Below are 25,468 nucleotides of genomic sequence, written 5' to 3'. Positions count from 1 at the left end.
TCACCACGGTGTTACTAGATACCCCCGCGCAACAACCGGCAGAGTGTAGCGCTTCATACGGAGACCCCGTAGTAACGCTCGCATGATACTTCTACTCAGTCGTCAAGCACCCTAGACGGGTCAGCGTTGCGGGAGTGATACCAATGTTGGAACCGAATACCGTGGTCGCGATTATTCGGCGTGAAAGGCCGGGTTCAGGGTTTCGATCGTGGACATCGGGGTGTCATAGCCGAGGACGTCAAAGCCTTCGTCCTCTCCGGGCCAAAGGAATGTGTGGTCGAAGCTATCGGAGGCGAGATCGTACCGCGCGATCCACGTCTGCCACTCACCACGTTCCGGATCGGCGGTGAGCTCTCGCAACCGTGCGATCAGCGTACGGTTAAACGCTGGGTTGAGCGAGGACACCGTGGTGATCCGCGTCTTGTTACCGACGACCCGCCATGCCTCGCGCGCCGAGTGCCCCTTCTCGTAACCGGACACGACCACAAAGCCATCCCACGGTTTACGCTGATTCAGCTTGCGGTCCACACGTAAGCATCGGCCGATTACATCCAGTATCGAATCGACGGAGTTGTAGTCAACCTCGATATCGGGTGTGTGGTCACTGTGCTTCCTTCACTTGCTTTCGGTGTACACGCAAACCAAGCCTAGCGGCAGCCTATTCGTATTGCTTACTCACTTTGCGAAACGGGTATTTGATTGACGCTGCGCCGCGTGTATTCAAGGTCCTTTCCGTAAATAGTCAAGCCCGTGATGTCGTGTTCATCAGCTTTCCGGAAGATGAAGGATGCCAAGTAGCCGATAACGAGAGTTCCTACGAAGGCGACAATCGAGACCAAGAATGGGCCCTGGTCCAGCTTTCCAGCAAAGTACGCAGCAATCGCTCCGCAAATGAGCCCGATGAGAACGCCATTGGAATTTGTGGCCTTCGTAAAGATCCCCAAGACAAATACCGCAGTGAGCGGAACTCCAAAAAGACCGGTAATCGCAAGGAACAGGTCCCACAGGTCCGACTGGTTGGTGATGATGAGATACAACGCGACGGCCAACCCGAAGGTTCCGGCAATGATGATGACTAGGCGAGAGAAAGTAACCGACGCTTCCTTTGCCGAGAAGCGGTTATAGATATCTACGACAACGCACGCGGAAATCGAGTTGAGCGAAGAAGAAATAGTCGATTGCGCAGCCGCCAAGATGGCAGCAATCAATAGTCCGGCAATGCCTGCAGGCAGCTCCGAAAGAATGAAATACGGCACTACAGCAGAAGTGTTGACTCCTTCAGGCAGGCCACCCTTCGCTTCGTAGAAGTTATACAAAGCCGTTCCCATTCCGTAGAACAGCGGAATTGTTACCAGCGCCAGAATTCCGTTGACGATGAGAGACTTCTTCGTCGCTTGAATCGTAGGAGTCGTTTGGTAACGCTGAACGACGTCTTGGGAGGAGGTGTATTGGTGCAAGCTGTTCAATACATTTCCGATAAAGATGAATGGTATCGAGGTGAAGACAGCATTCGTGGTGAAGTTGTCCGCTGAGTAGAATTTCCCTTCTTCAGCAGCGTTAACCACCGCACCGCTAAATCCGTCGGGAGTCATGGCCATGGCCGTCAGCACTACCGCTGCAGCGCCAGCCAACAGCAAGATACCCTGAATCACATCAGACCAAATCACGCCTTCCATACCTCCCAGGAAGGTGTACACCACACAAAGAACGCCTACAAATGCAGCGACGACCAACGGGTTGATATCTGCCACCGACGTAATCGCCAATGTTGGCAAATAGATAACGATAGCGATGCGCCCAACGTGATACAGGACGAAGAGGAGCGAGCCAAGAACTCGGAGGACAACGGAGAACCTCTCCTCAAGGTATTCGTATGCCGTCGTGACATCCAGCTTCCTAAAGAACGGGACGTAGTAACCAATCAAGATTGGAACAATCGCAAAAATTGCAAGGTTTCCAGCCGAGTAGGCCCAGTCAGTCAGATATGCCTTTTCCGGCGTCGACATGAATGTGATGGCAGACAGCGTCGTGGCATAGATAGAAAATCCTGCCGCCCAACCAGGAATCCTGCCACCCGCTTTGAAGAATTCGTCCTGATCACTGCCGGCCCTACGTGCAAAAAAAGCGCCGACAAGAAGCATTCCGAGGAGGTAGAGGAGCAGAACTATCCAGTTAAGCGTTCCGAACGATTGCATTTGACCTTCCCTTCAGGACTTTCCATATAGAGAGCTAAGTCACTCTCCGACTCGTCTGTGCAACAAAGCATGTTGAAAGATACAATACATCAGACGTCTGATGTGTGAAGGGATTTACGATAAAGCCGTCTACCCCCTGATCGTCAGAGTGAAGGACTCCTCCCCCAGTAGCGCTCGTTTTCTGTAAACCGAGCTGAGGTGGGAAACTTAAGATGCATGGAACAGAAATGAGGGAACAGCCAGTGCACACCGGAACGTGGGGATTCAGTGAAGCCGAGCATCGCCCTGCCTCAACCACACAGCAGGCTGTAGAGGGCATCAAGAAATTCATCCAGGACAACGCACTCAAGCCTGGGGACACTTTGCCAACCGAATCAGAGCTCTGCGCGGAACTCGGTTTCTCTCGCTCTTCTGTCCGAGAAGCCATCAGAATCCTAACGACGTTAGATATCGTCGAAGTCAGGCACGGAACAGGAACGTTTGTCTCTGACACCTCACTCAAAGCCCTAGTTCAAGGCCTCATCTTTCGAGCGACTCTCGACGATGATGACAACCTTGAAACACTACGTAATGTGGTGGAGATCCGGCAGGCAATTGATCTTGCTATCGGGCAAGAAATCACTACCGATCCTGATCCCTCCAAGCTAGATCAGTTGAACGCCATCGTTGAAAAGATGTCAGTCAAGCGGGAGCAAGGTCTCAACTTTGCCGAGGAGGATCGGGAGTTTCATCAGGTTCTGCTTTCCGAAGTAGATAACCCGATTATCCGTGAGCTCAATGATGCCTTCTGGCAAGTGCACATGAACGTCATTCCACTCCGCAAATTGGAAGAACCCCAGGACTTAAGCAGAACAGTTCGCGCACATCAAGACATCATCGATGCTCTACAGAACAATGACCTCAAGAAGTACCAAGAGTCTGTGCTCAGGCATTACGAACCCCTGCTGACTTCGCTGTGACAGTCCGCGTCAGTTATTAAAGCTCCGTGTAATCCACGCAGGGTCTGTAATGGCAGTGCCAATGATGATTGCATTGGCGCCAGCGCGCTTTCCTGCAGCCACATCATCGCGCGAGGCAAACCTGCCTTCGCCGATCACAAAGGCATCCTCACCGCAGAGCCGTCGCCCCTCTGCCAAGCATTCAAGATCTGGGCCTTCAGTCTTGCTCCGAAACTCGGTATAGCCGGCCAGCGTCGTTGAAATGATATCCGCCCCCGCTTGGTGCGCCCGCTGCATTTCTTCCGGGGTAGAACAGTCAGCCATCGACAAAACATTCAACCCGTGGCACTCGGCGACAAGATCAGAAAAACTCGATCCATCAGGCCTAGGGCGATCCGTAGCATCCGCACAGATAACAGCAGCCCCGGCCTCAACCAACTGGCGCACGGACTCAACGGTAGGGGTGATATAAACCCCCTCACTCCCTTCTTTTGTCAGGCCGAAAACTGGTACATCTACTGCGGCTGCGATTGCTTCGACATCCTTGATGCCGCCATATCCGCCACACCGGATTGCGCGGCTTCCGCCCTCAACACACGCACGGGCGACATGCGTCAAGGTGTGAGTATCGCGCATTGGGTGACCATCTGGCGCTTGCACCGAGACAATCACCGAGTTCCGAATCATGTCGTGAACTTCTTCGCGGCGTTCCGCCAGTTCACTACTCTTAAACCTAAACATATACCTGAGCCTTCTTCTGGATATATCGCAGATAATCGGTTCTAAAAAGCGTTGTCTCGAGCAAAAGCCGCTGCGCCTAATAACGGTGCTGCCTCCGGAGATTCAGTAACCCGAATTGCAACGGAACGATTCGGCTTCAACGCAAAATCCTCTATGGCCTGACGGAATGGTTCCTCCACAGCAGCCCCAATCTGGCACACACCGCCGCCCAAGACAACGGCATCGAGATCGAGCCCTGAAACAAGACCAGCCACCGCGCGGCCAAGGCCATAGGAATTCCCTCGAATAATCCGGGAAGCGAGTTCATCTCCCTGGTTCATTCTTTCTACGATTTTTTCGAGGGGAAGCGCTAACTTGGCCCGTTCCTTCCACTGCACCCGCTCGCTCGCCGGGTTCGTAGAAAACTCTTCATAATACGCAGCCAAGCTATTGCCGCTCATAGTGTTTTCGGCGCGGTCCGCAAAGCCCCGGAAATCAGCGCACAATAGTTCCGAAAACTCTCCGGCCGATCCGGTAGGTCCACTGAGCAGACTCCCGTTATCACTCACTGCCCCGCCGACTCCAGTTCCCAACGAAAGGTACAGAACTCTGCCTGACTGAAAGTCTCTCGCCGCTCCGAGCATTAACTCTCCGTACGCCCAGACCCTCACATCGTTATGAACAGCGCACGGGAGATCTACAACCTCTTTCGCGACCTCGCGAAGGTTGGTGCCAGCCCAGTTCTTAATGGTGTCTCCGTTGTAGGTGACGAGCCCTTCGGGAGCTCTAATGACTCCTGGCGAACCAATGCCGATTCGCGCTGGAGTACTACCCGATTCCTCCAAAGCCAGCTGAATGGCTCTCTGGATCTGCTCCTGTGGTGAAGCCCCGGCTGGCTGGGTAGGCATCTTTCCCAGCGCTACTGCTTGAGTTGGGTCGTCATCAGCCACGAAGCCCCAACCAATCTTTGTTGCACCGACATCAAGCGCAAGCGTACTAGTCACTCTTCACTCGTTTCGTCGTAGTTCAGCGAAATTAAGGCTCGATCACCTGAGCGGCATCGACGATCTCATGAATCTTGGTCAGCTCCTCATCGTTCAGAGCGACATGCGGACGGGACATAAGCCCCGACGGGAAGACGCCCAGGTGGTGAAGCGCTGCCTTGAAACTGCCGAGACCTTGCGAACTTCCGCCCATGCGGGTGCCATCACCAACACCAACGATGGTGAAAAGATCACAAATCTTAGACTGCAATTCCGCAGCCTCTGCATACGATCCCTCAACCAGGAGCTCATGCAGCTTCACGTAGGAAACTGGGTCCACGTTACCCAGACCAGGTACCACGCCATCGGCGCCTGCCAGGTAAGCAAAGTCGACCGTAGTTTCCGAGCCGGTCAAGATCACAAAGTCTGTCACCCCAGCCTTGTTACGAGCACTAATCAAGGCACGCGTGTATCCATCATTGCCGCCAGAATCCTTCACGCCAGCAATAACGCCTTCCTTGGCAAGAGAAATAAGAGTAGCAATATCCAGCACCGAGTGAACGCTGACCGGAATGTTGTACGCGTAGATGGGAGTCTCTGGTGCGGCTTCGTGAAGAAGTCGGAAGTGCTCTGCAATTTCTACATCATGAGTACGAACATAAAAAGGTGCTGTAGCAACTAGCCCTTGCACCCCGAGCGCGACGGCATCTTCAATATGCTCAATGACTCGCGGAGCCGTCATATCAATCACGCCGGCAATGACCGGAACGCGCCCTTGAGCCTGTTCCACCACCGTTGCGATGACTTCCTTGCGCTGCTCTCGAGTGAGGAAAGCAACCTCACCCGAAGAGCCGAGAACAAACAGTCCATGAACGCCAGCCTTAATAAGGCGTTCAGCCTGGCGCTTGAGGGTATCAGTGTCAACAGAATAGTCCTCGTTAAACGGAGTTAGCAGCGGTGGCACCACACCGCGCAGAAGCTGTGTGCTTGCAGCCATGTTTGAAAACCTTCCTACTCACCTTCACACTTGAGTCATAAGACATCATACGTCTCCTGCGATTGTGATGCAGTTCCTTCTGGTGAAAGGAAGCGAAAGAATAAACCCGACTGACTTACCCAGGCAACAACTCTGAAGCCTCCCCCACCACACTCACCACGAGAACATCGCGCGCACGCGGGGCCGCCGCGTAAAGCAACGCCCGCTGCCGCTGCAATGCCTCGTCGGTAAGCACCTGCGCAAACATGACTTCAGTACCGTGCACGCACAGTTCCGAGCTGTAGTGCTGCAACAAATGCCCCGAATTCTCTTTAACATCAAAGGCTTTGAGGCATGCTAGAAATGACCGTTCACCACAGAGGAGGCACCGATGGGTTTCAACACCAACATGCACCAACTATCGGCACTGATGCGTTCTACCGAGAATGGGGAGATTCAGCTCCCCGATTTCCAGCGAAAGTACAAGTGGGAAGACGAGCGCGTCCGCCAGCTCCTCATCACCATCTTCCGTGGGCATCCGCTGGGCATCATCATGTTGTTGGAAACTGGTAACTCCTCTGTCAGGTTCAAGCCACGCCCCATCGAAAGCACCGAGGCTACTGCCACATCCGAGCCCAAGTTCTTGCTTCTCGACGGCCAGCAACGACTGACATCCCTCACTCAAGCCCTTAAAGGCGACGGCGTTGTTCACACCAAAGACTCACGTGGCAAGCGCCTCGACCGTAGGTACTTCATCAATATCCAAAAGTCTATTGAAGATCCCTTCGAGCTGGATGAAGCAGTGATCTCCGTGCCAGCCGATGGAGTTATTCGAACCAATTTCAATCGCGATATTGTTCTCGATCTCAGCAGCATGGAAAAGCAACACGAAGCAGGCTACATCCCTGTTTCGCTGCTCCTTGATCAGATGGGTCTTTTCGAATGGTTCGGCAAGTTGGGTAACACCGAGCTCATGACTGCATTCAGCGATGGGATTATCCGTCAGATCAACGAATACAAGATTCCCGCAATTGAGCTGGACAAGGAGACGGACAAGGCAGCGGTGGCCACTGTCTTCGAAAAGGTCAACGTGGGTGGACTTCCGCTCAACGTTTTTGAACTCCTCACAGCAGTGTTTGCAGGCGATGCGGAGTATTACGACAAGTACCAGCACGATTTCCGCCTCAACGATGACTGGGTGGAGACTAAGACGCTGTGGAAAGAACACGATGTCCTCCACAAGGTAGAGAACACTGACTTCCTCCAAGCAATCACCATGCTGACGACTCTTGAGCGAAGCAAGCATTCCTCGGTAAGCCGCAAAGTCGGCCTGTCTGCCAAGAGGGAAGACGTTCTAAAGCTTGAGTTGAACGACTACCTCACTTGGCGCGACGCCCTGCGTCAAGGATTCATCTGGGCGGCAGGCTTCCTCGCAGATCTGCACATCTATCGGTTCAGGGATGTCCCCTACCCGAAGCAATTGGTTCCGCTTGCTGCCATTGCTGTTGTTCTTGGCAAGGAAGCAGACAAACACCACGTGAAAGAAAAGGTCACGCAGTGGTTCTGGAGCGGAGTCTTGGGCGAGCTCTATGGCGCTGCCATTGAGACGCGCTTCGTACGTGACCTCGAAGGGGTACCTGCTTGGGCGATGGGTGAAGAAACTTCCGCCCCACGAACCGTGCAGGACGCTACCTTCGCTGAATCCCGCCTTCATTCTTTGCGCACCCGCAATGCCGCTGCCTACAAGGGCATCGCAGCGCTCATCATGGCACAGGGCTCAACAGACTGGGTCGAGGGAAAACAATTCGGAGCATTCCAGTACAGGGACATGGCCGTGGACATTCACCATATTTTCCCTCAGGACTGGTGCAAGAAAAACGGAATTGATAACGAGCGCCGTGAGTCAATCGTCAATAAAACGACACTAAGCGCACGCACGAACCGTGTCATCGGTGGCGTCGCACCGTCGGCATATCTGACCAAGGTTGAGAACGAATCTGGCTTCGATGCCGATGGCGTGGACGGTGTTCTCCGCGGACACCTCATTTCGCCCGAAGCACTGCGCCAGGACAACTTTGATGCTTTCTTCGAGCTTCGACGAGAATCGATCTGCACACTCATTGAGGGTGCTCTGAAGAAGACGGTTCAGCGCGATGTCAGCGAAGGAAATGCCGTGGAAGACTCGTCATTCTTCGAGGAAGAAGCCCTTGAGGAACCAGGCCAGGTAGCAGACGAACCCCCATCAGAGGTCTGAAGCAGCATCGGTTCCTTGCCGACCGGCGCAGCAGCGCAGCCTTCGGGCAAGAACGACTGCACCACGCGTTTCCATTTTGGGTAACCTTGGCAGACCGTAGCTTTCGACGTCAGGACCGACAATGAATGACACTTATTCCCTAAGCACTCCGCGGCTCAACCTTGCAGCACCAACAGATGCCGACATTGACGCTATCTTTGCCATCCACTCGGATGCGCGTACGTACGAGCACCGCCCTGAACTTGCCATGAAGACCAGGGAGGAAGCCACGGAGTTGGCACGCGCATGGCAAGCCAATTGGTGCGAGAATCAGCTGGGCTACTACGTGGTATCCACGCCCGATGGCACGACCATAGGTTTTACAGGTGTGCGACATAGCGAAGAAGCCGGTGAAGAAGTGCTCAACCTCTACTACCGCTTCGCACCTGAATCGCAGGGCAAAGGCTACGCCAAGGAGGCCGCAGCCGCTGCAATTGCCAGCGCGCGTGAGCGTTTCGCGCAGCTCCCTGTCGTCGCCATCATCGATCCCACCAACGAGGCGTCGATTGCCCTAGCCTTGAAGCTCGGGCTTCGGCACGTCCCCGGCGCGGGAGTGCCGGATGACTATGAGGTCTACCGATTGGGCTGATAAAAATATCTGGACACTCGCAGCTCAGCCACTCTTTTGATACGTGGGAATGACTCTGTAGAACTGAAATGCCCTGGTTATTGATGCAGTCCCTGCAAGGGGAAGTGATCCGAAGGAAGATTTAGTTGCCACGAGCCCGGCAAGAAGGTCTTCAGATAGCGAACAATCCCATCCAGTACAGACTGGGGAGTAAACACGACGAAAGCACCCGCCAGTGCAGTAATCACCCCGATGGCAACAGCTGCTCCATGCGAAGATCCAATCGATGATTCTTCTGCCTTCCCACCGTTTGCTGGACCGATTGGCTTTTCAGGAGTCTGCAAAGGTGAAAGCTCACCGTGCCGCTTGATGTACTCGGAAAAGACATCGACGTCGATTGCCGTGCCCTCAGAAGTCACAGGCGCATCGACGAATGAATCGACCTTGTCGCCACCATTCACCACGTAGTTACTAATAGCTAGCGAGTAGGTGGACTCCATTTCCATGGGAGTTCCGTCATCAAGCTCTATCGCCGTGACACGTTCACCAAATGGCGCCGACATGTCATACTCAAACGTGAATCCAGCAGTTCGTGGAAAACCGTTTCCACCGTCCGGATTGGATTCGATTCCTTTTTCCAACGCATCCTTGATCTGAGCACCGGTTGCTTGAATCGCGATTGGTGAGTTACCAAAAGGAAGCACCGACTGCGCATCGCGACGGGTCAGGGTCCCCTCTTTCATGTCGGCACGCTGGCCGCCACCGTTCTGCCATCCAAGCTTTGTATCAAAGTGTTCGCGGTACGCATCCGCTACCAGAGGCCCGAGTTCTGCCTTTGATAAGGGGCTGAGTCGCAGTACCGAGTTTCTCACCCAGTTGGCGGTCTAGCTCCCCATAAAGCTTCTGGGAGCGAGCCTTCCACTTTTCGTTAGCGGTGAGCGATGGATTGACCGGATGATTCACGACCTTCACTGTGCGCTCCTGCGTGGAACGGTCAACAGTAATGTCAAGGTGAACCAGCGTCCCGTAATCAGCGCGCGGTGCAACAATCGGGCGTTTATCGGAGGTGTAGGTTACTTCTTCTGGTGATTGTGCCTCGTTTTCTTCGCGCAGCGCTGCTGCAAGCTCGGGAATTTCTTCCATCACCAGAGTGGTGTCTTCTTTTGAAATCTGACTCAGCAGAATGATTGCATCCACGTCTTCTTCTTGAAGCCTGTTGACCCCGGCGCGCGCTGATTCAACAAAATCCCCCGTAATAACTTCCTTGGCAGCTACGGTCCGATCAAGGTCTGCAGTAAGGGACACAAACCCGACGGTAAGTTCTCCGGACTTGGCGATAAAGGTGGTTCCATCCTCACTGACCGGTTCGCCATTCTGGGTAGTCAGATTGCTGGAAATCCACGGAAACTCAGCCTTTTCAATAAGGCTGCGTGTGTGGTCCAAGCCGTAATCAAAGTCGTGGTTGCCAAAATTACCGACGTCCACGCCCAGCTCGTTAAAAGCCTCTACAAAAGGCTCACCGCGAAATACCGAGCCGAATAGGCTTCCAGCGGCCAGTTCCCCACCGAAAGCAACGATGGGATCGCCTTCTTTTTCCCGGAGAGTGTCGAGTGCAGTTGCCAAGTAAGCGATACCACCCTGGTGGCTTCCATCATCCCACGAACGCGGTTCAAACTCCTTCATGTCTTGGAAGTAGACAACGTCCCCAGAAGCCACAGCCCGATCAGTGGGAACAGCTTCAGCTGCAACGGCATTTGCTGCGTTAAGTGAGACGAGAGCGGTCAAAGCAAGAAGGATATGACGATTGCGCATGGAAGAATTTTCTATTGCTTGGTTGGAGAAGTTCAGACATAAGGGGAAAATCGAGATGAATTTTGGAAGTCTAAATGCTTACTTTCTGCCCCTGCTCCTAGACCGTCAAGCAGCACTCACTTAATCCTCAACGACCTTCCGTTCCTTAAACCGAGTGAGATGTTTGAACCACATGTTCGAATCAATCACATCGATGTCCGCCCCGATCCCTACTGTCAAAGATACCCCTACAAGGAAGGCAGGAAACCGGCCCTTCTTCCCTATCACTCTGGGGCCGCGCTGCCACTTCCCACCGACAGCGGCGCGGCCCATTCTTCAAACTTCAAAGCTCTTTGGGTTGGATTCGGGCAAAGGGTCGTAGGAGATCATGAGAAATCTCCCCTTTTCTACTATTCGCGTAGAGTTTCATCCCCTCCGCATTTATTCATCCGTTCACGGGCTGGGGCGCGATGGCCATCGGTGTCGGCATTACCGCAATGGCGGGGAGGTGAGCGTCAGCAAGCACGGCGTAGAGCTTCGCCGTGAACCTGCCAGCAGCGCATGAATAAACAGCGATAATAGTATGCACCCCGCCGCAAAAACTACATCTACGTGGGATTTCTCCTCTGCGTGCAAGTTTGAAAAAGTGCGAATCCCCCATAGAATTGTCACCTAGTTCACATTTATCAATCTTCGGTGACTCCATTCACCACATGTAGAAATGGCGCGACTCACCGAGGGCTAGGAAAGGTTCAAACATGACAACTCCCCTACCAGGCGTCTGGTCCGAGGCAGGCAAGCTCCACCAAGTGATGGTGTGCGCGCCGGGGCTCGCGCATGAGCGGCTGACACCGAGCAACTGCAAAGACCTGCTCTTCGATGACGTCCTGTGGGTTGATGAGGCTAAGAGACACCATGAGGAATTCGTCGCCAAGCTGCGTGAGTATGATGTCGATGTTCTAGATATGCACACGCTCCTGGAGGAAACCCTCGACACAGAAGGTGGGCGCGATTTCATCCTGGATTACAAGCTCCTGGATAGAAACGTCGGCGCAGGAATCGGCGGCGAGCTGCGTCACTGGTTCGAGGAGCTTCCCACGAAACGGCTCGCAGAGCTGCTCATCGGCGGAGTTCCCTTTTCCGAGATTCCCGAGGGCCTCGGCCACGGCATCATTGACACGATGCGCGCGGTCTATGGCCCCACCGCGTTTGCGTTGCGTCCGCTGCCCAATACACAGTTCGCGCGCGATAATTCGGCATGGATTTACGGCGGGGTGTCTCTCAACCCCATGCGCATGCCAGCGCGACACCAAGAAACGCTGCTGACCCGCGCTATCTACAACTTCCATCCGCGGTTTGCCAACGCAGATTTCAAGTTCTGGTACGGCAATACTGACGAAGACCAAGGTTTGGCCGCGCTTGAAGGCGGTGACATCATGCCGATTGGCAAGGGCATCGTGCTCGTCGGCATGGGTGAGCGCACCACGTGGCAAGGAGTCAGCAGGCTGGCCATGCGCCTCTTTGAGGAAGAAGCGGCCACCCAGATCATCATCGCTGCCATGGCCAAGGATCGCGCATCGATGCACCTCGACACCGTCTTCACCTTTCTGGATGCAGATAAGGTGACGGCCTATCCCAAGGTCGTTGACACCATTCGCCCTATCGTGTTGCGCCCTTCAACGAGCACGGCGCCTTTCGACGTCGAACTTCCTACCGAATCCTTCCTCAACGTTGTCGCTCAGGCGCTCGGCATTGGAGCATTCGAAGTCATCGAGACGGGCGGCGATACCTACACTGCTGCGCGTGAGCAGTGGGACGATGCCAACAACGTCGTGGCCATTGAGCCCGGCGTGGTGGTGGCTTATGACCGCAACAAGCACACCAACAAGAAGCTGCGTGCCGCGGGCGTAGAGGTCGTGGAAATTGGCTCCGCAGAGCTCGGCCGAGGCCGCGGTGGCGGGCACTGCATGACGTGTCCCATCATTCGGGATGCCGTGGATTACTAAGGTCTCCTGGGAACATATTCTCGCACTGCTCACCGGACGCTCCTTTCGGCATGCGGAAGGGGTGATGGTGGGGATGAGGGGGACGTCGGCAAGCGCGGCGTAGGCCTTACCGAAGTGGTGGCCGCACGTTCCCTACCCCGAGGGTGAGGAATGTGGGCGTGGGCGCGACGACCAGTAGCGCACAACCCCAGCAGTACACATTCGACTTTAAGCTCACTGCCAGCACCTTCGGATGGAAGGTCGGAATGTCAACACCTCCAAACAGGGTTAATCAAACGATTGTGCACGAACGGTCAAAACGCTGGTCTCCAGGCGCTTAACATTGCTAACTTTCTTGCAGGTGTACAAAATATTTTTCCCTTTTTATTGAGGCGTAAGTTTCCGACGCTTAAGATTGTCCCAGGTTTCAAGAAGTTACCCATTATTCTTTAAGTTTCTTTAAGGACGGTATCCAGGTGCATATCAAGGGACTCCGCGCACTCGCGCCACTGGCGGCTACAGCCGCGATGGCGAGTGCGGCCTTCATCGCGCCCGCAGCACAGGCGGCCACTATTCCGCCCATGCCGCAGGCTTACCCCATCACGAACCTCTACAAGAGCTGCAGCGCGGCCGGCGAAGATAACGCCACGCCGGAGTGGCGCTTTGCTGAGACGGGACGTCGCTACATCAGCGACGGCACCCTGCAGTTTAAGAACACCACCAACCAGGAGGTGCCGTACACCGCCTCCGTGGAAACTGGCACCAACCACAAGATTGAGGCCAACTCCAAGGCCGCTATGCCTTCCGGGTGGGACACCACGGCTAAGTCTGACATCGGACTGAAGTTGAGCAACGGTTGGCACGATAAGGAAACCTTTGGCCCCATCAAGCTCAAGCCGGGCGAGTCTTTCCGCGTGGAGTATGGCGTGGTGGAAAAGGACTTCATCTCCATGTTCGTCGGTTGTAACGACGACCGCCTGGAGAACATGCCAGGCGCCAACGTCATCCGCGGCAAGGGCCCAGCTGAGCGCTATGCCTTTGCCTACATCATCAAGGCAGACGGTTCCATTTCGGACCTGGCCATGGAGATTCCCTCCCGCTCCCCGGGCGCCAACTCCAAGCCCATCGATGGCACCTATACCTCCGTCTCCGGTCCTAGCCTGGAGAAGATTGCGGATCCAAAGAAGGATGAAATCATGCAGCCTTCCGAGGATCTGCAGCGCGATCCGTCCTGGCCTAAGGAGGGCGAGACCTGCGAGGGCCGCGATAGCTCCTGGTACCCGCTGGACATCACCGCAGTGACCCCGACGTTCCGCAAGCCGGGCTACTCCACCGACTTCCTCAACTGGTCTAAGGGCGACTACGAGTACGCACCAGTCACGGACTTCGTCGTGGGCGCGGAGCACGCGCCGTACACCAACTGGCAGGGCAACCGCGGCGATATCCCGAAGGGCTGGCTGGAATCCGTCGGTGCGGTCAAGCGCGCCTACATGCCGGTGGGAACTGAGCTCGAGCACATCGACCTTGCCCCGGGCGAGCGTGTCCGCGTGGAGTACGGCACCACCATGACCCGCATCAACTACCGCGAGATTCACTGCGGTAAGGACGGAAAGTACAGCCTGACCTCCAACTACAAGCAGACCACCGCTCCCAGCGGCTTCTGGGCGGAGGCCACCATCACGGGCAAGGACGGCTCCACCCGTACCGAGGACGTCACCCCGGACGAGTACCGCGACCTTCCGGTTCCTACCCAGACCATCTACTAACCCCTTTCAAGTACTCAAGGAGAAAACACCATGTTCAAGACCAAGATTGCTTCCACCACCGCTGCTCTGGCCGTTGCTTCCGGCCTCATCCTCGCTCCGGCTGCTAACGCGCTGCCGGCTCGCGACCTGGGTCCGGCTAACCCGACGACCATCGGTGAGCACTGCGCCAACCCGGGTGACACCGGCCAGACCGTGAACATCAAGCGCACCTACTTCGACGGTTCTGCTGGCTCCTGGACCGTGTCCAACTACAACGACGAGCCGCTTCCGGTTACTCGCTCCATCAAGGAAACCAAGACCAAGACCTGGAACGTTTCCGCCGGCGTTGACTTCAAGCTGCTGGATCTGATCAACTTCACCTTCTCCTCCAGCTACACCGACTCCCAGTCCTACGAGGTCGGCGAACAGGTCGGCCCGTACAACATCGCCCCGGGTAAGACCGCCGTGCTGCGTGCCGGCTGGGTTGTCTCCGACTTTGAGGGTCAGAAGACCATCTGCGGTTCCGATAACACCTGGCAGCCTAACGGCGAGACCTTCACCGCTACCCTGCCGAAGGAGCGCCACATTGAGGTCTCCACGCGCGATAACAACGATTGGGGCTAAGGCGTGCTGAAGAAGTCCATCGCGAGCACCTTTGCCGCACTGAGCCTGCTAGCGGTCGCTCCCGTTGCCCACGCCGCAGACTTTGGCGGGGACTTCGAGCTGCCCCAGCGCTGGAACGAGGAACACAAGCCGGGCACGCACTGCTCTACGCCCGGTGAGAACGGCACCTACGTCACCGCTACTCGCCGCTGGTTTAAGCAAACCGACGCCACGAGCGTGGCCAACCGCAACGATGAACCCGTACCGGTCAGCCACACCGTGACTCAGGCCCGCACGCAGACCATCGAAGTTTCTGGCTCCATCAAGGGCGTGGGCGAGCTGGCCAAGGTGCTGACCCAGACCTACGGTTTCACCTACGTCAACGAGCAGCACTGGAAGCTCAACCAAGAGGTCGGCCCCTATGAGCTGCCGGCCAACTCCCAGGGCAAGCTGGTGTGGGGCTTCACCATGCTCGACACGGACGGCCAGGACGTGCGCTGCAACTCCGACCAAGAATGGGAGCCCGTGGGCAAGCCCTACTCCGCCACGGTTCCGGAGGCGCGCTACTCCGAGCTGCAGCTTGGCGACGCCCCCGTCTGGAACTAACTGAACTAGCTCACCTCCCTGAGCCCCACCACAGAGGGCACCCTCGCGCCGCTTTACGACGGCCGCGGGTGACCTCTTTTTGGCGTTTTACGGCGTGATCAAACGGCAACGAGAGCCTTGCAGAACGGCAACGGAACTCTTGCAGAATGGCAACGCGGTCATTGCAGAATAGCAATGAGAGCCTTGCAGAACCGCAGTATCGCAGGTAGGTTGAGTGTCATGACTGATTCTTTTCTACATAGAAACGCACAAGATCTGGCGGAGGAAATCCTGTCGGATACGCCTGTGCTGACTATTTCTGGCGCACGCCAGGTGGGAAAGAGCACCCTCGTTCATCAATTGCTCGAAGATAGAGAGCATAGATTCTTTAACCTTGATGAGAGCGCTTCGCTGGCATCTGCACAAGAGGACCCAGATGGGTTTGTCAGGCAGTTCCCCGAGGGGACACTAGCCATTGATGAAATTCAACGCGCGCCCGAGCTCTTTCGCGCCATCAAAGGCGCACTAGAGGAAGATCGACGACCCGGGCGCTTTGTCCTCACCGGTTCCTCCAATCTCCTCAGTCTCACAGGAGCTGAAGAGTCTCTCGCTGGCCGTGCAGAAACAATTCGTCTTCACGGCCTTAGCGTGGGTGAACACTTGGGCATCTACGATGACTTTGCTGGCCGAGTGTGGTCATTAGGGGATTCAGGGCTAAATCCCGCCTTTACCCCTTCCCGGAGCGACTACTTTCAGCTCTTCTGCACACCAAGTTTCCCAGGGCTCAGAGACGCTAGCCGGCGGCGACAGCACCGCTGGTTCGACGCCTACATTGAACGAGTACTGTCGAAGGATGCTACTGAGCTCTACGGCATTCAATTCCCCGACCGCTTGAGCAATCTTCTCAACAAGTTGGCGGCACAAGGAACTGCGGAGCTTGTAGCTGCACACATTGGGCGCGCGCTCGATATTCCTCAACGCTCGGTCCCTACCTATGTAACTGCATTGAGTGACGTATTCTTGCTCAACCAGTTGCCGTCTTGGGGAACCAATCTAGAGAAGCGGGCTATTTCTAAGCCCAAGGTCTTTCTTTCGGATACCGCACTTGCTACAAGCCTTGCAGGACTCGATCCAGAGGCTTTGGAGATGAATATCTCCAGCACGATTACTGGAGGTATCTGCGAAGCTTTCGTCGCCAACGAGCTCTTAAAGCAGAAAGCATGGTCCTCGATTGACTATCGCCTCTTCCACTTTCGTACGTCCACTGGCAAAGAAGTGGACCTCGTATTGGAATCGCGATCCCGGGACATTGTTGGTGTGGAGGTCAAAGCCGCAATGTCGATCCAGCCAAAAGACTTTGCCGGACTGCGCTACCTTCAGCAGGTTGCAGGCGCTTCCTTCCGCGCAGGAATCGTCCTATATACCGGCAAAGACGTCCTACCAATGGGCGAGAACCTATGGGCAATGCCCATTTCCACGCTGTGGCACGGCTAAACCAGCGACAATGGATATACTGCGCCCCATGTCCCACCGCATCTTTTCCGTGTCCTTCGCCGACATCTACCCGCACTACGTCAACAAAGTAGAGCGCAAAGGCAGGACTGTCAGCGAGCTCCACGAAGTTATCTCCTGGCTCACTGGCTATTCAGTGGAAGGCTTAGAGCGGGCGCAAGAGGAGAAGGTCACCCTCGAGGAATTCTTCGAACAGGCACCACATCTCAACCCGTCCCGCTCACTTATCACCGGGAGCATTTGCGGATACAAGGTGCAGGACATCGAGGACCCGCTGATGCAAAACATCCGATACATGGACAAGCTCGTTGACGAGCTCGCCAAAGGCAAGGCCATGGAGAAGATACTGCGCAGCTAAACTCTTCTCGCTGCGATATTCAGAGCCTCCGGACTTAAGCCACGAAAGGGTACGGCGGCGCGGTTTTCTCACGGAAGAAGTAACGCGCATGCGTGTGCCGGACGGATTCCAAGTTCTTAGCACCAATAGCAACGATCTCGACATCAGGATCCTTATTCACTTGATCCAATTCATGACGAGCGCGGGTTCCTTCAATCAGGGATTCGTACTCGGTGACTTCGAGCGCTCCCGTCGGGCGGTGATATTTGATGAGATAGGCCGGCATCGAACTATTCTCCTTCCATGTCACGATGAATTCGACGTTCCTCGAATTCACGCATCAGTTTATCTAGCATCCTATACATGCGCCGCCGCAGTTGACGTGCTTCATTTTGAGTGGTTCCAACAGTTCCGCCGCGTTCAAAAGGTTCAGTAAGAATATCAACGAGCCTTTCCACCCTGTTGACAACTTCTGATAGTTCATGCAAAACACGGGTCTCAGTTTCAAATTCTGCAGGAATTTCTCCTCCGAATTCGAGGTATCGAATTTCTCTTCCGTACAAGTCTCCAGCCATTTCATAAAGGTTCGCCCATTGAGACTGAAGTGCCGTGCGCAATTGAAACTCCGCACGGCCCGCCTCCGAAATCACATGCAAATGAACAGCTCGATAGCCTGAATGCGGTTCATCGCGCATGTCGCGGATCTCAATTCTCTTCGCACCAGCCGCTTTTAGGGACTTAGAAAGGAGGTGCGCTAGAACTGTCTGTTCAGTCAAAGTCACATCAAAATCCATTCGCACCCCGGAAACATCTTGAATGTTCTCCAATGGAAAACTGGGCATGCGGCGTAGCTTTTCTACAAGGGTATCCCTCGTCTTTACACGTGAACCTAAAAAATAAGTGTCGGAGTCAGGCTCGACGAAAGAGTTTGAAGCCAGCTCCAGTGGATTCTCAAGACCTGCCATCGTCTTACCTGCTTCGCGAACCACCACATCACAAAGCGCCGATTGCTGATCTAGGAATAGCCCGAACCTCTCCTCATCAATCTCCTCTCCATTTCGCAGCGCACTGCCTATTCGATGTATCTGCCCTCTACTAAAAGTTATCGGCTTTTGTTCTAAGAACCTCATGGCTCCCCCTCGTGAATTGTGCAGCAGTCCGTTTCTGTGAACTGCATCCTGTGCTTTAGACACCCTTGCGTCCCACAATGAACCGATTCCCCAACGCTTCAGATGTCTGCTTTACACACTAGAAAGAGACTAAGACAAAAACTCACACGACCGCTCACACGTTCGATTACTCTGATAGATACCACCCGAATACTGGATATACAGTCAGGAACGAATGGGTTATTGACTAACAGAGCCCTCCCATTTCTCAGCGCTCCGACACGTCCCGCGATACAGTAAAGCCACTTCCCTACTTTCCCCATTGAAGGAGACGTCTATGAATTCGTGGCATCGTCGCCCCGGCCTTGGAATGGCAGCAGTCATCGCCGCAGGCCTCGTAGCGGTTCCTACTGCGACCGCACAGGAGCTCAACGTAGAGTCCTCTCGATGCTTTCACGAGGACTGCTTCAGCGCTTTCAGCAGCAAGGCAGACGAGACCGACGAGTACAAGCCATCTGAAGAAGATGAAGCCCGGGCCAAAGAAATGTGGCAGGAGGCTGAAGACGCCCGCCTCAGGCTAGAAGAATTGAAGAATTCCGGCGCGTCAGCGGAAGAGATAAAAGCAGCCGAAGAGGAGTACCGGCTCGCCTCCCAGGCGTGGGGCGAGTTCAACATGGATATCAACGTCAAAGACGCGCTGCGTGAGGAGAACGAGCGCGAACTTGAACAGATTGATGCGAAGGAAAAGCGTCTCTCACTGCTTGCGGCCGGCGGCGTCGTTGCTCTCGTCACCGCGACGGTGGCTGGGCTTGTTAAGGCAGCAGAGTTTTTCCTCCCGCAGTTGAAGGCTGCACTTTCCCTGTAGCGAACAACCAAGGAAACTACAGGTCACAATAGATGTCCGGGGTCTCTGTCATACTTGATTCATGACAGAGTTTGAGACCATGGCTAGTGCGTGGGCAAGCGGGATTGTGGGCGTCCTCGAGCGCGAGTTCCCCGCAGCCATGCACCATACGAGCGCGTCCGCCGATGATTGCCACGTGCGCCCGCGGGAGCTGCACCCGAGTTTCTATGGGTGTTTCGACTGGCATTCCAGTGTCCATATGCAATATTCAGGGGCGCTTGTGGACGCGACTCTCGGCCCAGAGTCCCCGGCCGAACTCGCCGCGCTTCTCGACGAACGCCTCAGCCCCAACACCCTCGCCGTGGAACATGAGTACCTTACGCAGCATCCAGGCTATGAAATGCCTTATGGGCGCGCGTGGCTGCTCCAGTTAGCGTCGGTCCGACCCAGCGATGCGATGGATAAGCTCGTTGCGCTGACCGCGCAGCATTGCCAAAGCTGGCTCGCCTCACTTAACCAGCCGGTACGCCACGGCATGCATTCCAATACCGCTTTCAACCTCTTCCTCATCCTCGAAGCAGCAGAGAAACTCGGGTTGGATTCACTGGCAAATTCGGTGCGCGAAGCTGCAGTTCGACTGTTCGGTAATGACCATAACTATCCGCTCGAATGGGAGCTTTCCGGACATGACTTCTTGTCCAACGGGTTATCAGAAGCACTACTCATGTCCCGCGTGCTGCCGGATTTCGACGAGTGGTTCGATGGCTTCCTTCCTCACCGCGCCGAAGCACTGGACTTTCTGACAACGGTCCCGGAAGTCCTCGACCCCACCGATGGCCGCCTGGCCCACCTCTACGGCCTAGCGCTGTCGAGGGCGTGGATGCTTATTGAACTCGCCGAGCATTTCGATGATTCCGCCCTACCGCGCGCCCAGGCGCTGGCAGCTAGCGCGGAGCCTCAGCTTATCGACGGCGACTTCATGTCTACCCACTGGCTCATCACGTATGCGCTGCGTTATCAGCTTGCTACGAAGTAGTACCCTATTTCTTTAATCACCTCACTATCAGGAGCTTGCCCATGGATTCTCGCTACTCGGCGCGGCGCGACGACTACCGCTTGCCGGAAGAGGGGATCCGCATTGATCTTCACAAGGAACGCGCCCGCCGTCGCGACCGCTCTTCCCAAGCCCACGAGGGCTCTGCCACGGAGCGCGCACCCTACCGGCCGCGTCGGCGTCCCGACCACACGCGCATAGCTTCTTCCCCTTCTACCCCGACCACGCCGACCTCATCCCGGAGGTCCGCTTCCCTTTCGGCGTCCGCTCGGAAGGCGTCCAACCATGCGGTGCCGGACACGGCTAGGAGGGGAACTGGGGGACGTCGCCAAGCAGCGCGTCACCGCAAACCCAACAGTCGCCGCGGGATGGGGGTGCTCCTTATTCTGGCGCTGGTTGTTGTCGGTATCGTCGCCGCGCTCAACCTGAATAAGGAATCAGATGCACCGGCGCCTCAGCCGACAGAAGTGGTGGCGGAGCCCGCTGCCGTCATCGAGCCCTCCCCCGCGTTGGAGATGTACATCCCCGCGATTGATGTGCGCGCAGAATTCGAGGAAGGTTCCTGCCGGGTCAAGGACAATAAGATCAACCCGGATTCGATGAATAAGGCCTGCACTTACACTGCGGACGATAAGCCTTACGCGCTTCCCGGCACGGACTCGCCGGACATCGTCGTCATTGCCGGGCACACCGGCGCGGGCGTGCCAGCAGTGTTCAATAATCTCTACGACGGTCGCGCCGATACGCACAAGGCTTCGGTGGGCGACAAGTTGTTCTTGCGCACGCAGAACTCCGGCGAACAGTGGCTGGTGTACACCGCAACGGATCTGCATGACCCGTCCAAGGAAGGCCTTGAGCAAGATGAAAGCATCTGGGGCGCCGATGCCAAGCCTGGCCGCCTGCTCACCATCAGCTGCATCCAGCCGGCCAATCCGCTGGCTTCTGCCGTGCGCAATGCGGTCGTGGGCTGGCAGTTTGAAGGCGTAACCAACGCGCCGGAAGCTGCTCACTAATCCTTAATCTCCTTTGCGAGCAGCAATGTTATAGCCCCAACCAGGGGGATTTCTCTCAGCTTCAATTTCTACGAAAAACAGGGCATCCATTCATCGTGCTTCAGCGCATCATTCCCAACTGAGCAGGCCATACGTCGCTTCTTAAGCACGTCAAACCTCCAGTGAATGCGCTCCTTGTTACTGACAGCAACACTTATTGAAGAAGGAGAACTTGCACAAGACCCGTGACAGATGTGAAAGTTGCGACTATTGTGACTGGAGTGAATTACTTTCCCTCTCGCAGACCTCACAAAGGAGAATCCCGCTCATGAAGCGTATGACCCGCACACTGACCGCAGTGACTCTTTCCGGCGCCCTCGCTCTCGGCGGCACCGCCGTTGCTTCCGCACAGGTTCCTGCACCGGCTGAGCTGGTAGTTGAAGGCACTACCTACTACAAGCAGGATGATGGCACCTATAAGTCTGCCACCGACGACTCGCTGCTCGACTCCTCCAAAGTGGACGAAGCCTTGGCTGCTCTTCAGCCGGAAGACAACGAGGAAGATGCCCCCTCCACCACTAAGACCTTCCTTCCGGATGTTGACGCCTCCGATCGCGTCCCCGGCGACGAGCCAGCTGCGCCGTCCTCGGTTGACTACCCAATCGCTGACGGATCTGAGTCCGAATCTGAGTTTGACACCACCAAGCTGGCATGGCTCGCCCTTCCGGCAGCCCTCGTTATCGGTGGCGTGACCTGGTACCTCGCAAAGGACGGCAAGACCTACGTCAAGTCTCAGGAGGCAGCCCAGAAGGACGCTCCTACCGCTGAGGAGAAGGCTGAGTCCGCACAGCTTCTCGAAGCCAACAAGGACGAGGTCATCGCCCAGGGCGGCAAGATTGCTGACAGCACCGCCGACAAGGCCCAGGGCCAGGCTGAATCTGCTGGCCAGGCGCAGTCCCGTGGTATCTCCGCCGAGACCGGCTCCAACACCGTGGCTCGCGGCCTCGCTGCACTGGCTATCGCAGCCATGATTGCTGCCGGCGCCTTCGTTGCTCGCCGTAAGCTCTTCATCTAAAACACTCACGCGCCAACTTCTGCGCTAAGCCGCGGGAGCACCGCATGCCATCCCCCTTTTATCGGGAGCGGTGGCATGCGGTTTGTGTGTTTTTGATGACACCTCGGCGCTCAGAGCACAACAAGCCGCCATTGAGCACACCATTCACATCTGTATCAGCTAATCTAAAATCGTCTCATTTTCCCAGCGGCTATCGCTGTTATTCCCAGGAGAAGAATATGAAGAAGACTTCGCTCACTCTCGCCACTACCGCTCTGACCGGTTGCCTCGTCTTGGCCGGCACCACCATCGCTTCCGCTGATGAAGAAGCCACTCAGGAGACTGATACCAAGATCAACTTCTGCTGGGCACCGGCCGCAGAGTTCACCACCACCATCGACGAAGAAGAGCACACCTTCACGCAGGAATCCTTTGGCCTGTGGCGCGCTGCTGACAACGAGGAACTGACGCTCAACCGCGCTGAGGTCATGGAGATCGCCAAGGCTGACGCTCAGGCCTGCGGTGTTCAGGATGAGGCTGCGGCACAAATCCAGGAATCCATCATCAACAACCCGCCGACCTCCACCACTACAACGACGACGGAGACCACGACCTCGGAGACCCCGGCACCCGAAGCTCCGTCGACGCCGTCCGAGACTCCCTCTCAGATTGAGACCCCAACTCCAGAATCCAGCTCCTTCGATGAGGAACTGAGCTCCGCCGATGGCGAGCCGACCGACTTGGGCATTGCCGCCATCATCGCAGCTGTCCTCGGCGTTGTGGGCGCTATCGCCGCTGTCGCTCCGAGCGTGGCAAAGTCCCTGGGCATCAAGCTGCCTTTCTAGTAGCTCCGAACGCTCACGACAAAGCGCTCCTCAGCACAAATCGTTGAGGAGCGCTTTTCGCGTAACAGGACGTATGGCGTTCTACTTCAACGTCACCTTGTAGTACAGCGGCTTCGATTTCCACGTAAAGATCACGTTGTCGACGCGCTCGGAGTAGCCACCGGTGGAGTTGGTGTACCACAGCGGGATTGCCGGAAGGTCCTGCATAAGTACTGCTTGGGCATCATTGACCCGCTCAACACTCTCCTGGTCGTTGGATGCCGCAGCAGCCTTCTTCAGAAGCGAATCAAACTCGGGGTTGGAATAGTCGGCGTCGTTAGTCGCAGCGCCCGTGGCATAGAGCGGCTCCAAGAAGCTCGACGGCGACGGATACACCGACTGCCAGCCGGTGCGGAACGCGCCTTCGATCGTCTTGTTTGTCACCTCATCACGCAGCGATTTGAAATCCGGATACGGCGCTGGCTGTGCATCGATATCAAGGGTGTTCCGGATAAAATTCACGACGGCATCGACCCACTCCTTGTGGCTGCCATCAGAGTTATACGCCACGGTAAACGGCCCCTCAAACGGCTTCATCTCTTCCGCCTTGGCCCACAGCTCACGAGCCTTGTCCGGGTTATAGGTCAGGACGTCGTTGCCGGGGATGTCCGTGGCGCCGTCGTTAAGCACAGGCGATGTGAAGTCCACCGCTGGAGTGTTCGTCCCTTGGAAAATGGTCTGGGTAATCTCGTCGCGGTCAATGGCCATGGACAGTGCTTGTCGACGCAACGCCCCCGCCTCCCCGCTAAAGTTCTCATCCCCTGCGGGAATAGTGATGGACTGGAAGATGGCAGCAGGCTCATTGACTGCACGTTCGCCGAGGTCCGTTTCAAAATTAGCCATGGCCGAGGACGGAACCGAGTCCAAGACATCCAGATTTCCCGAGAGTAGATCCGCATATGCTGCGCTGGCATCGGCATAGAAGACGAAGTTCAGGCCATCGTTCTGCGCCTTGCGGTCACCTTCATACTTCTCGTTGGGAACGAGGATCGCATTCTGGTTATGGTTCCATTCCTGCAGCTTATAAGGGCCACTTCCCACTGGGTTTTGGCCGTAGGCGTCGATGTCATCAAAGGCGGATTCGTGCATGGGGAAGAAAACGGAATAGCCCAAACGCGTCTCAAAGTCCGCCGTAGGTTCATCGAGCTCAATGGTGAACGTCTTCTCATCGACAACCTTGAGCCCCTCCATGCTCGCTGCTCCTTCTTTATAGCCCTTGATGGGTTCGAAGAAATAGGCAGAGAGCATGCTGTTTTCTACCGCGTTGTTCCATGTGTCGACGTAGTCCTGGGCTCGCACCGGGGAGCCGTCGGAAAACACCGCATCCTCCTTGAGCGTGACCTTGTAGGTCACGTCATCGGTCTTCTCAATGCTTTCTGCCTGATCATTGTGAACCTCGCCGTTCTCATCGAAGTACACGAGTCCTGAGTAGATGAGGTCAATGAGCGTTGCTCCCGGCACATCGCTGGTGTCCGCGGGGATGAGCGGCTTTTGGGGTTCGGTGGAGTTGGTACTGATGAAATCAACATCCGCCGCGCCACCGGAACCGTCTCCTCCGCAGGCAGTCAGGCCAGCTACTGCGACAACTACGGCGAGGCTCGCACCTACTTTTGTCCATTGCATGAGTTCTCCTTAGGGGGTTTCAGATGTGTGAATTGCCCCATAACCATGCGTCAATATGTTGCACTTCACGCGATAATCGGAATCCTCACCGCCAATATCTTTCGCGCATTCCCTACGTAAAGGCTGTCAATCCCCTCGGCGCCTTCCCTACGCCTGCTCCCCGTCTGCACCACCACCTTGCAGACCTTTTCACCTTTTCATAGCACCATAACCGCGCCGGTGAACATTATCGTGCACTGATAAGCCCTTGGCAGCTGTCGTGGAATACCCATATAACCCTTCACAGATTGGCCAATCCTGCGCCGTCCTTCGTTAGCATGTGTGAAGTCGATTTCAATACGCGGTCACGCTACTGATGTCGACATTGACTTTTCATACAACGTCCCCGAATTCCCTAGGAGAAGAAATATGAAGCGCATTTCCCGCAACCTCACTGCTGCCGCTCTGGCCAGCTCCCTGACCATGGCCGGCGTTGCAGCTGCCTCTGCCGAGGAGAACACCGAGCTCAACGGCAACGACCTCGTTGAGGCCGTACTGACCGCCAACGAGAACAACGACACCGCCAACGGCGAGGCTGAGGGCGAGAATGCTGGCACCACCGGCACCGAGGAGACCGGCAAGACTGAGGGCGGCACCGGCGACGACGCTGGCAAGACCGAGGGCGGCACCGGCGACAA

General features: G+C 55.8%; 25 protein-coding genes and 1 pseudogene. 15 read left to right on the top strand and 11 right to left on the bottom strand.

What is annotated here, in order from left to right; genetic code table 11:
- Window positions 1–171: 171 nt before the first annotated feature.
- A complete protein-coding gene (locus HMPREF2875_RS01440) occupies window positions 172–528 on the bottom strand; it encodes a hypothetical protein (RefSeq protein ID WP_210388125.1) in 357 nt (118 codons plus the stop codon).
- Window positions 529–671: 143 nt separating this feature from the next.
- Entirely contained in the window at window positions 672–2,195 is a 1,524-nt protein-coding gene (locus HMPREF2875_RS01435) for a sodium:solute symporter family protein (protein ID WP_070669727.1), read from the bottom strand.
- Between the two features lie 212 nt (window positions 2,196–2,407).
- On the opposite strand from HMPREF2875_RS01435, the gene HMPREF2875_RS01430 reads away from it, so the two are divergent.
- Window positions 2,408–3,154 carry a FadR/GntR family transcriptional regulator gene (locus tag HMPREF2875_RS01430; RefSeq protein ID WP_246816999.1) on the top strand — a complete coding sequence of 249 codons (747 nt, stop codon included), beginning with the start codon at window positions 2,408–2,410 and terminating at the stop codon, window positions 3,152–3,154.
- 9 nt (window positions 3,155–3,163) lie between these two features.
- On the opposite strand, the gene HMPREF2875_RS01425 is transcribed toward HMPREF2875_RS01430, so the two are convergent.
- The 4 genes from HMPREF2875_RS01425 to HMPREF2875_RS13625 form a co-directional block, all read right to left on the bottom strand.
- Window positions 3,164–3,874, bottom strand: a complete 711-nt coding sequence (locus HMPREF2875_RS01425) for an N-acetylmannosamine-6-phosphate 2-epimerase (RefSeq protein ID WP_070669726.1) — start codon at window positions 3,872–3,874, stop codon at window positions 3,164–3,166.
- A gap of 41 nt (window positions 3,875–3,915) precedes the next feature.
- A complete protein-coding gene (locus tag HMPREF2875_RS01420) occupies window positions 3,916–4,857 on the bottom strand; it encodes an ROK family protein (RefSeq protein WP_070669725.1) in 942 nt (313 codons plus the stop codon).
- Between the two features lie 31 nt (window positions 4,858–4,888).
- On the bottom strand, window positions 4,889–5,833 hold the full coding sequence (locus HMPREF2875_RS01415) for a dihydrodipicolinate synthase family protein (protein WP_070669724.1): 945 nt from the start codon (window positions 5,831–5,833) through the stop codon (window positions 4,889–4,891).
- A gap of 115 nt (window positions 5,834–5,948) precedes the next feature.
- Window positions 5,949–6,098 carry a hypothetical protein gene (locus tag HMPREF2875_RS13625; protein ID WP_168165553.1) on the bottom strand — a complete coding sequence of 50 codons (150 nt, stop codon included), beginning with the start codon at window positions 6,096–6,098 and terminating at the stop codon, window positions 5,949–5,951.
- A gap of 105 nt (window positions 6,099–6,203) precedes the next feature.
- Between HMPREF2875_RS13625 and HMPREF2875_RS01405 the strand changes: the two genes are divergently transcribed.
- Both HMPREF2875_RS01405 and HMPREF2875_RS01400 read left to right on the top strand, forming a co-directional pair.
- On the top strand, window positions 6,204–8,066 hold the full coding sequence (locus HMPREF2875_RS01405) for a GmrSD restriction endonuclease domain-containing protein (RefSeq protein WP_070669722.1): 1,863 nt from the start codon (window positions 6,204–6,206) through the stop codon (window positions 8,064–8,066).
- Window positions 8,067–8,187: 121 nt separating this feature from the next.
- A complete protein-coding gene (locus HMPREF2875_RS01400) occupies window positions 8,188–8,694 on the top strand; it encodes a GNAT family N-acetyltransferase (RefSeq protein WP_070669721.1) in 507 nt (168 codons plus the stop codon).
- Window positions 8,695–8,771: 77 nt separating this feature from the next.
- Here the strand turns inward: HMPREF2875_RS01400 and HMPREF2875_RS01395 are convergent, their stop codons facing one another.
- Both HMPREF2875_RS01395 and HMPREF2875_RS01390 read right to left on the bottom strand, forming a co-directional pair.
- Window positions 8,772–9,545 (bottom strand): 5'-nucleotidase C-terminal domain-containing protein, encoded by a 774-nt coding sequence (locus HMPREF2875_RS01395; protein WP_083311812.1) that lies wholly within the window; start codon window positions 9,543–9,545, stop codon window positions 8,772–8,774.
- Window positions 9,460–10,356, bottom strand: coding sequence for a bifunctional UDP-sugar hydrolase/5'-nucleotidase (locus HMPREF2875_RS01390; RefSeq protein ID WP_141754544.1), 897 nt, complete (start codon window positions 10,354–10,356; stop codon window positions 9,460–9,462). The genes HMPREF2875_RS01395 and HMPREF2875_RS01390 overlap by 86 nt, the downstream gene beginning before the upstream one ends.
- 866 nt (window positions 10,357–11,222) lie before the next feature.
- Here HMPREF2875_RS01390 and HMPREF2875_RS01380 point away from each other — a divergent pair.
- The 6 genes from HMPREF2875_RS01380 (at window position 11,223) to HMPREF2875_RS01355 (ending at window position 17,252) form a co-directional block, all read left to right on the top strand.
- On the top strand, window positions 11,223–12,470 hold the full coding sequence (locus HMPREF2875_RS01380) for an arginine deiminase (protein WP_070669717.1): 1,248 nt from the start codon (window positions 11,223–11,225) through the stop codon (window positions 12,468–12,470).
- A 506-nt stretch (window positions 12,471–12,976) separates the two neighbouring features.
- Window positions 12,977–14,215 (top strand): hypothetical protein, encoded by a 1,239-nt coding sequence (locus HMPREF2875_RS01375; protein ID WP_210388126.1) that lies wholly within the window; start codon window positions 12,977–12,979, stop codon window positions 14,213–14,215.
- Between the two features lie 30 nt (window positions 14,216–14,245).
- On the top strand, window positions 14,246–14,818 hold the full coding sequence (locus HMPREF2875_RS01370; RefSeq protein ID WP_070669715.1) for a hypothetical protein: 573 nt from the start codon (window positions 14,246–14,248) through the stop codon (window positions 14,816–14,818).
- Window positions 14,819–14,821: 3 nt separating this feature from the next.
- Entirely contained in the window at window positions 14,822–15,403 is a 582-nt protein-coding gene (locus tag HMPREF2875_RS01365; RefSeq protein ID WP_070669714.1) for a hypothetical protein, read from the top strand.
- A 219-nt stretch (window positions 15,404–15,622) separates the two neighbouring features.
- Window positions 15,623–16,876 carry an ATP-binding protein gene (locus HMPREF2875_RS01360; RefSeq protein ID WP_070669731.1) on the top strand — a complete coding sequence of 418 codons (1,254 nt, stop codon included), beginning with the start codon at window positions 15,623–15,625 and terminating at the stop codon, window positions 16,874–16,876.
- A gap of 28 nt (window positions 16,877–16,904) precedes the next feature.
- Window positions 16,905–17,252 carry a DUF2200 domain-containing protein gene (locus tag HMPREF2875_RS01355; RefSeq protein ID WP_070669713.1) on the top strand — a complete coding sequence of 116 codons (348 nt, stop codon included), beginning with the start codon at window positions 16,905–16,907 and terminating at the stop codon, window positions 17,250–17,252.
- Between the two features lie 34 nt (window positions 17,253–17,286).
- Here the strand turns inward: HMPREF2875_RS01355 and HMPREF2875_RS01350 are convergent, their stop codons facing one another.
- Together HMPREF2875_RS01350 and HMPREF2875_RS01345 are read right to left on the bottom strand one after the other, a co-directional pair.
- Complete coding sequence (locus HMPREF2875_RS01350) at window positions 17,287–17,517, bottom strand: hypothetical protein (protein WP_070669712.1); 231 nt, start codon at window positions 17,515–17,517, stop codon at window positions 17,287–17,289.
- A 4-nt stretch (window positions 17,518–17,521) separates the two neighbouring features.
- The gene (locus tag HMPREF2875_RS01345) at window positions 17,522–18,424 is read right to left on the bottom strand and encodes a nucleotidyltransferase family protein (RefSeq protein ID WP_246816998.1); all 903 of its coding nucleotides are present in this window, start codon (window positions 18,422–18,424) and stop codon (window positions 17,522–17,524) included.
- Between the two features lie 253 nt (window positions 18,425–18,677).
- On the opposite strand from HMPREF2875_RS01345, the gene HMPREF2875_RS01340 reads away from it, so the two are divergent.
- The 5 genes from HMPREF2875_RS01340 (at window position 18,678) to HMPREF2875_RS13620 (ending at window position 23,129) form a co-directional block, all read left to right on the top strand.
- Window positions 18,678–19,205, top strand: coding sequence for a hypothetical protein (locus tag HMPREF2875_RS01340; RefSeq protein WP_070669710.1), 528 nt, complete (start codon window positions 18,678–18,680; stop codon window positions 19,203–19,205).
- A gap of 61 nt (window positions 19,206–19,266) precedes the next feature.
- Window positions 19,267–20,220: a DUF2891 family protein gene (locus tag HMPREF2875_RS13140; protein WP_083311811.1), complete on the top strand. Its 954-nt coding sequence runs from the start codon at window positions 19,267–19,269 to the stop codon at window positions 20,218–20,220.
- Between the two features lie 41 nt (window positions 20,221–20,261).
- Window positions 20,262–21,251 carry a sortase family protein gene (locus HMPREF2875_RS01330; RefSeq protein WP_246816997.1) on the top strand — a complete coding sequence of 330 codons (990 nt, stop codon included), beginning with the start codon at window positions 20,262–20,264 and terminating at the stop codon, window positions 21,249–21,251.
- Between the two features lie 307 nt (window positions 21,252–21,558).
- Window positions 21,559–22,305 (top strand): hypothetical protein, encoded by a 747-nt coding sequence (locus HMPREF2875_RS01325; RefSeq protein ID WP_070669709.1) that lies wholly within the window; start codon window positions 21,559–21,561, stop codon window positions 22,303–22,305.
- A 218-nt stretch (window positions 22,306–22,523) separates the two neighbouring features.
- Window positions 22,524–23,129, top strand: coding sequence for a hypothetical protein (locus tag HMPREF2875_RS13620; protein WP_070669708.1), 606 nt, complete (start codon window positions 22,524–22,526; stop codon window positions 23,127–23,129).
- 81 nt (window positions 23,130–23,210) lie between these two features.
- Here the strand turns inward: HMPREF2875_RS13620 and HMPREF2875_RS01315 are convergent, their stop codons facing one another.
- Entirely contained in the window at window positions 23,211–24,791 is a 1,581-nt protein-coding gene (locus HMPREF2875_RS01315; RefSeq protein WP_070669707.1) for a peptide ABC transporter substrate-binding protein, read from the bottom strand.
- A 408-nt stretch (window positions 24,792–25,199) separates the two neighbouring features.
- On the opposite strand from HMPREF2875_RS01315, the pseudogene HMPREF2875_RS01310 reads away from it, so the two are divergent.
- A pseudogene (locus HMPREF2875_RS01310) lies at window positions 25,200–25,468 on the top strand (hypothetical protein); the annotation flags it as partial.

The sequence above is a fragment of the Corynebacterium sp. HMSC078H07 genome (genome assembly GCF_001812805.1).
In the GTDB taxonomy this organism is placed as follows: Bacteria; Actinomycetota; Actinomycetes; order Mycobacteriales; family Mycobacteriaceae; genus Corynebacterium.
Note: the sequence above shows the minus strand (reverse complement) of the source record. Positions and strands in the feature narration are given on the sequence as shown.

What these genes read in the sequence shown, in the direction of transcription:
- HMPREF2875_RS01315 (WP_070669707.1), bottom strand. Translation starts at nt 24,791, where the DNA reads ATGCAATGGACAAAAGTAGGTGCGAGCCTCGCCGTAGTTGTCGCAGTA.
- HMPREF2875_RS01370 (WP_070669715.1), top strand. Translation starts at nt 14,246, where the DNA reads ATGTTCAAGACCAAGATTGCTTCCACCACCGCTGCTCTGGCCGTTGCT.
- HMPREF2875_RS01405 (WP_070669722.1), top strand. Translation starts at nt 6,204, where the DNA reads ATGGGTTTCAACACCAACATGCACCAACTATCGGCACTGATGCGTTCT.
- HMPREF2875_RS13140 (WP_083311811.1), top strand. Translation starts at nt 19,267, where the DNA reads ATGACAGAGTTTGAGACCATGGCTAGTGCGTGGGCAAGCGGGATTGTG.
- HMPREF2875_RS01375 (WP_210388126.1), top strand. Translation starts at nt 12,977, where the DNA reads ATGGCGAGTGCGGCCTTCATCGCGCCCGCAGCACAGGCGGCCACTATT.
- HMPREF2875_RS01355 (WP_070669713.1), top strand. Translation starts at nt 16,905, where the DNA reads ATGTCCCACCGCATCTTTTCCGTGTCCTTCGCCGACATCTACCCGCAC.
- HMPREF2875_RS13620 (WP_070669708.1), top strand. Translation starts at nt 22,524, where the DNA reads ATGAAGAAGACTTCGCTCACTCTCGCCACTACCGCTCTGACCGGTTGC.
- HMPREF2875_RS01380 (WP_070669717.1), top strand. Translation starts at nt 11,223, where the DNA reads ATGACAACTCCCCTACCAGGCGTCTGGTCCGAGGCAGGCAAGCTCCAC.
- HMPREF2875_RS01430 (WP_246816999.1), top strand. Translation starts at nt 2,408, where the DNA reads ATGCATGGAACAGAAATGAGGGAACAGCCAGTGCACACCGGAACGTGG.
- HMPREF2875_RS01435 (WP_070669727.1), bottom strand. Translation starts at nt 2,195, where the DNA reads ATGCAATCGTTCGGAACGCTTAACTGGATAGTTCTGCTCCTCTACCTC.
- HMPREF2875_RS01350 (WP_070669712.1), bottom strand. Translation starts at nt 17,517, where the DNA reads ATGCCGGCCTATCTCATCAAATATCACCGCCCGACGGGAGCGCTCGAA.
- HMPREF2875_RS01330 (WP_246816997.1), top strand. Translation starts at nt 20,262, where the DNA reads ATGGATTCTCGCTACTCGGCGCGGCGCGACGACTACCGCTTGCCGGAA.
- HMPREF2875_RS01400 (WP_070669721.1), top strand. Translation starts at nt 8,188, where the DNA reads ATGAATGACACTTATTCCCTAAGCACTCCGCGGCTCAACCTTGCAGCA.
- HMPREF2875_RS01325 (WP_070669709.1), top strand. Translation starts at nt 21,559, where the DNA reads ATGAAGCGTATGACCCGCACACTGACCGCAGTGACTCTTTCCGGCGCC.
- HMPREF2875_RS01340 (WP_070669710.1), top strand. Translation starts at nt 18,678, where the DNA reads ATGAATTCGTGGCATCGTCGCCCCGGCCTTGGAATGGCAGCAGTCATC.
- HMPREF2875_RS01360 (WP_070669731.1), top strand. Translation starts at nt 15,623, where the DNA reads ATGACTGATTCTTTTCTACATAGAAACGCACAAGATCTGGCGGAGGAA.
- HMPREF2875_RS01425 (WP_070669726.1), bottom strand. Translation starts at nt 3,874, where the DNA reads ATGTTTAGGTTTAAGAGTAGTGAACTGGCGGAACGCCGCGAAGAAGTT.
- HMPREF2875_RS01415 (WP_070669724.1), bottom strand. Translation starts at nt 5,833, where the DNA reads ATGGCTGCAAGCACACAGCTTCTGCGCGGTGTGGTGCCACCGCTGCTA.
- HMPREF2875_RS01390 (WP_141754544.1), bottom strand. Translation starts at nt 10,356, where the DNA reads ATGAAGGAGTTTGAACCGCGTTCGTGGGATGATGGAAGCCACCAGGGT.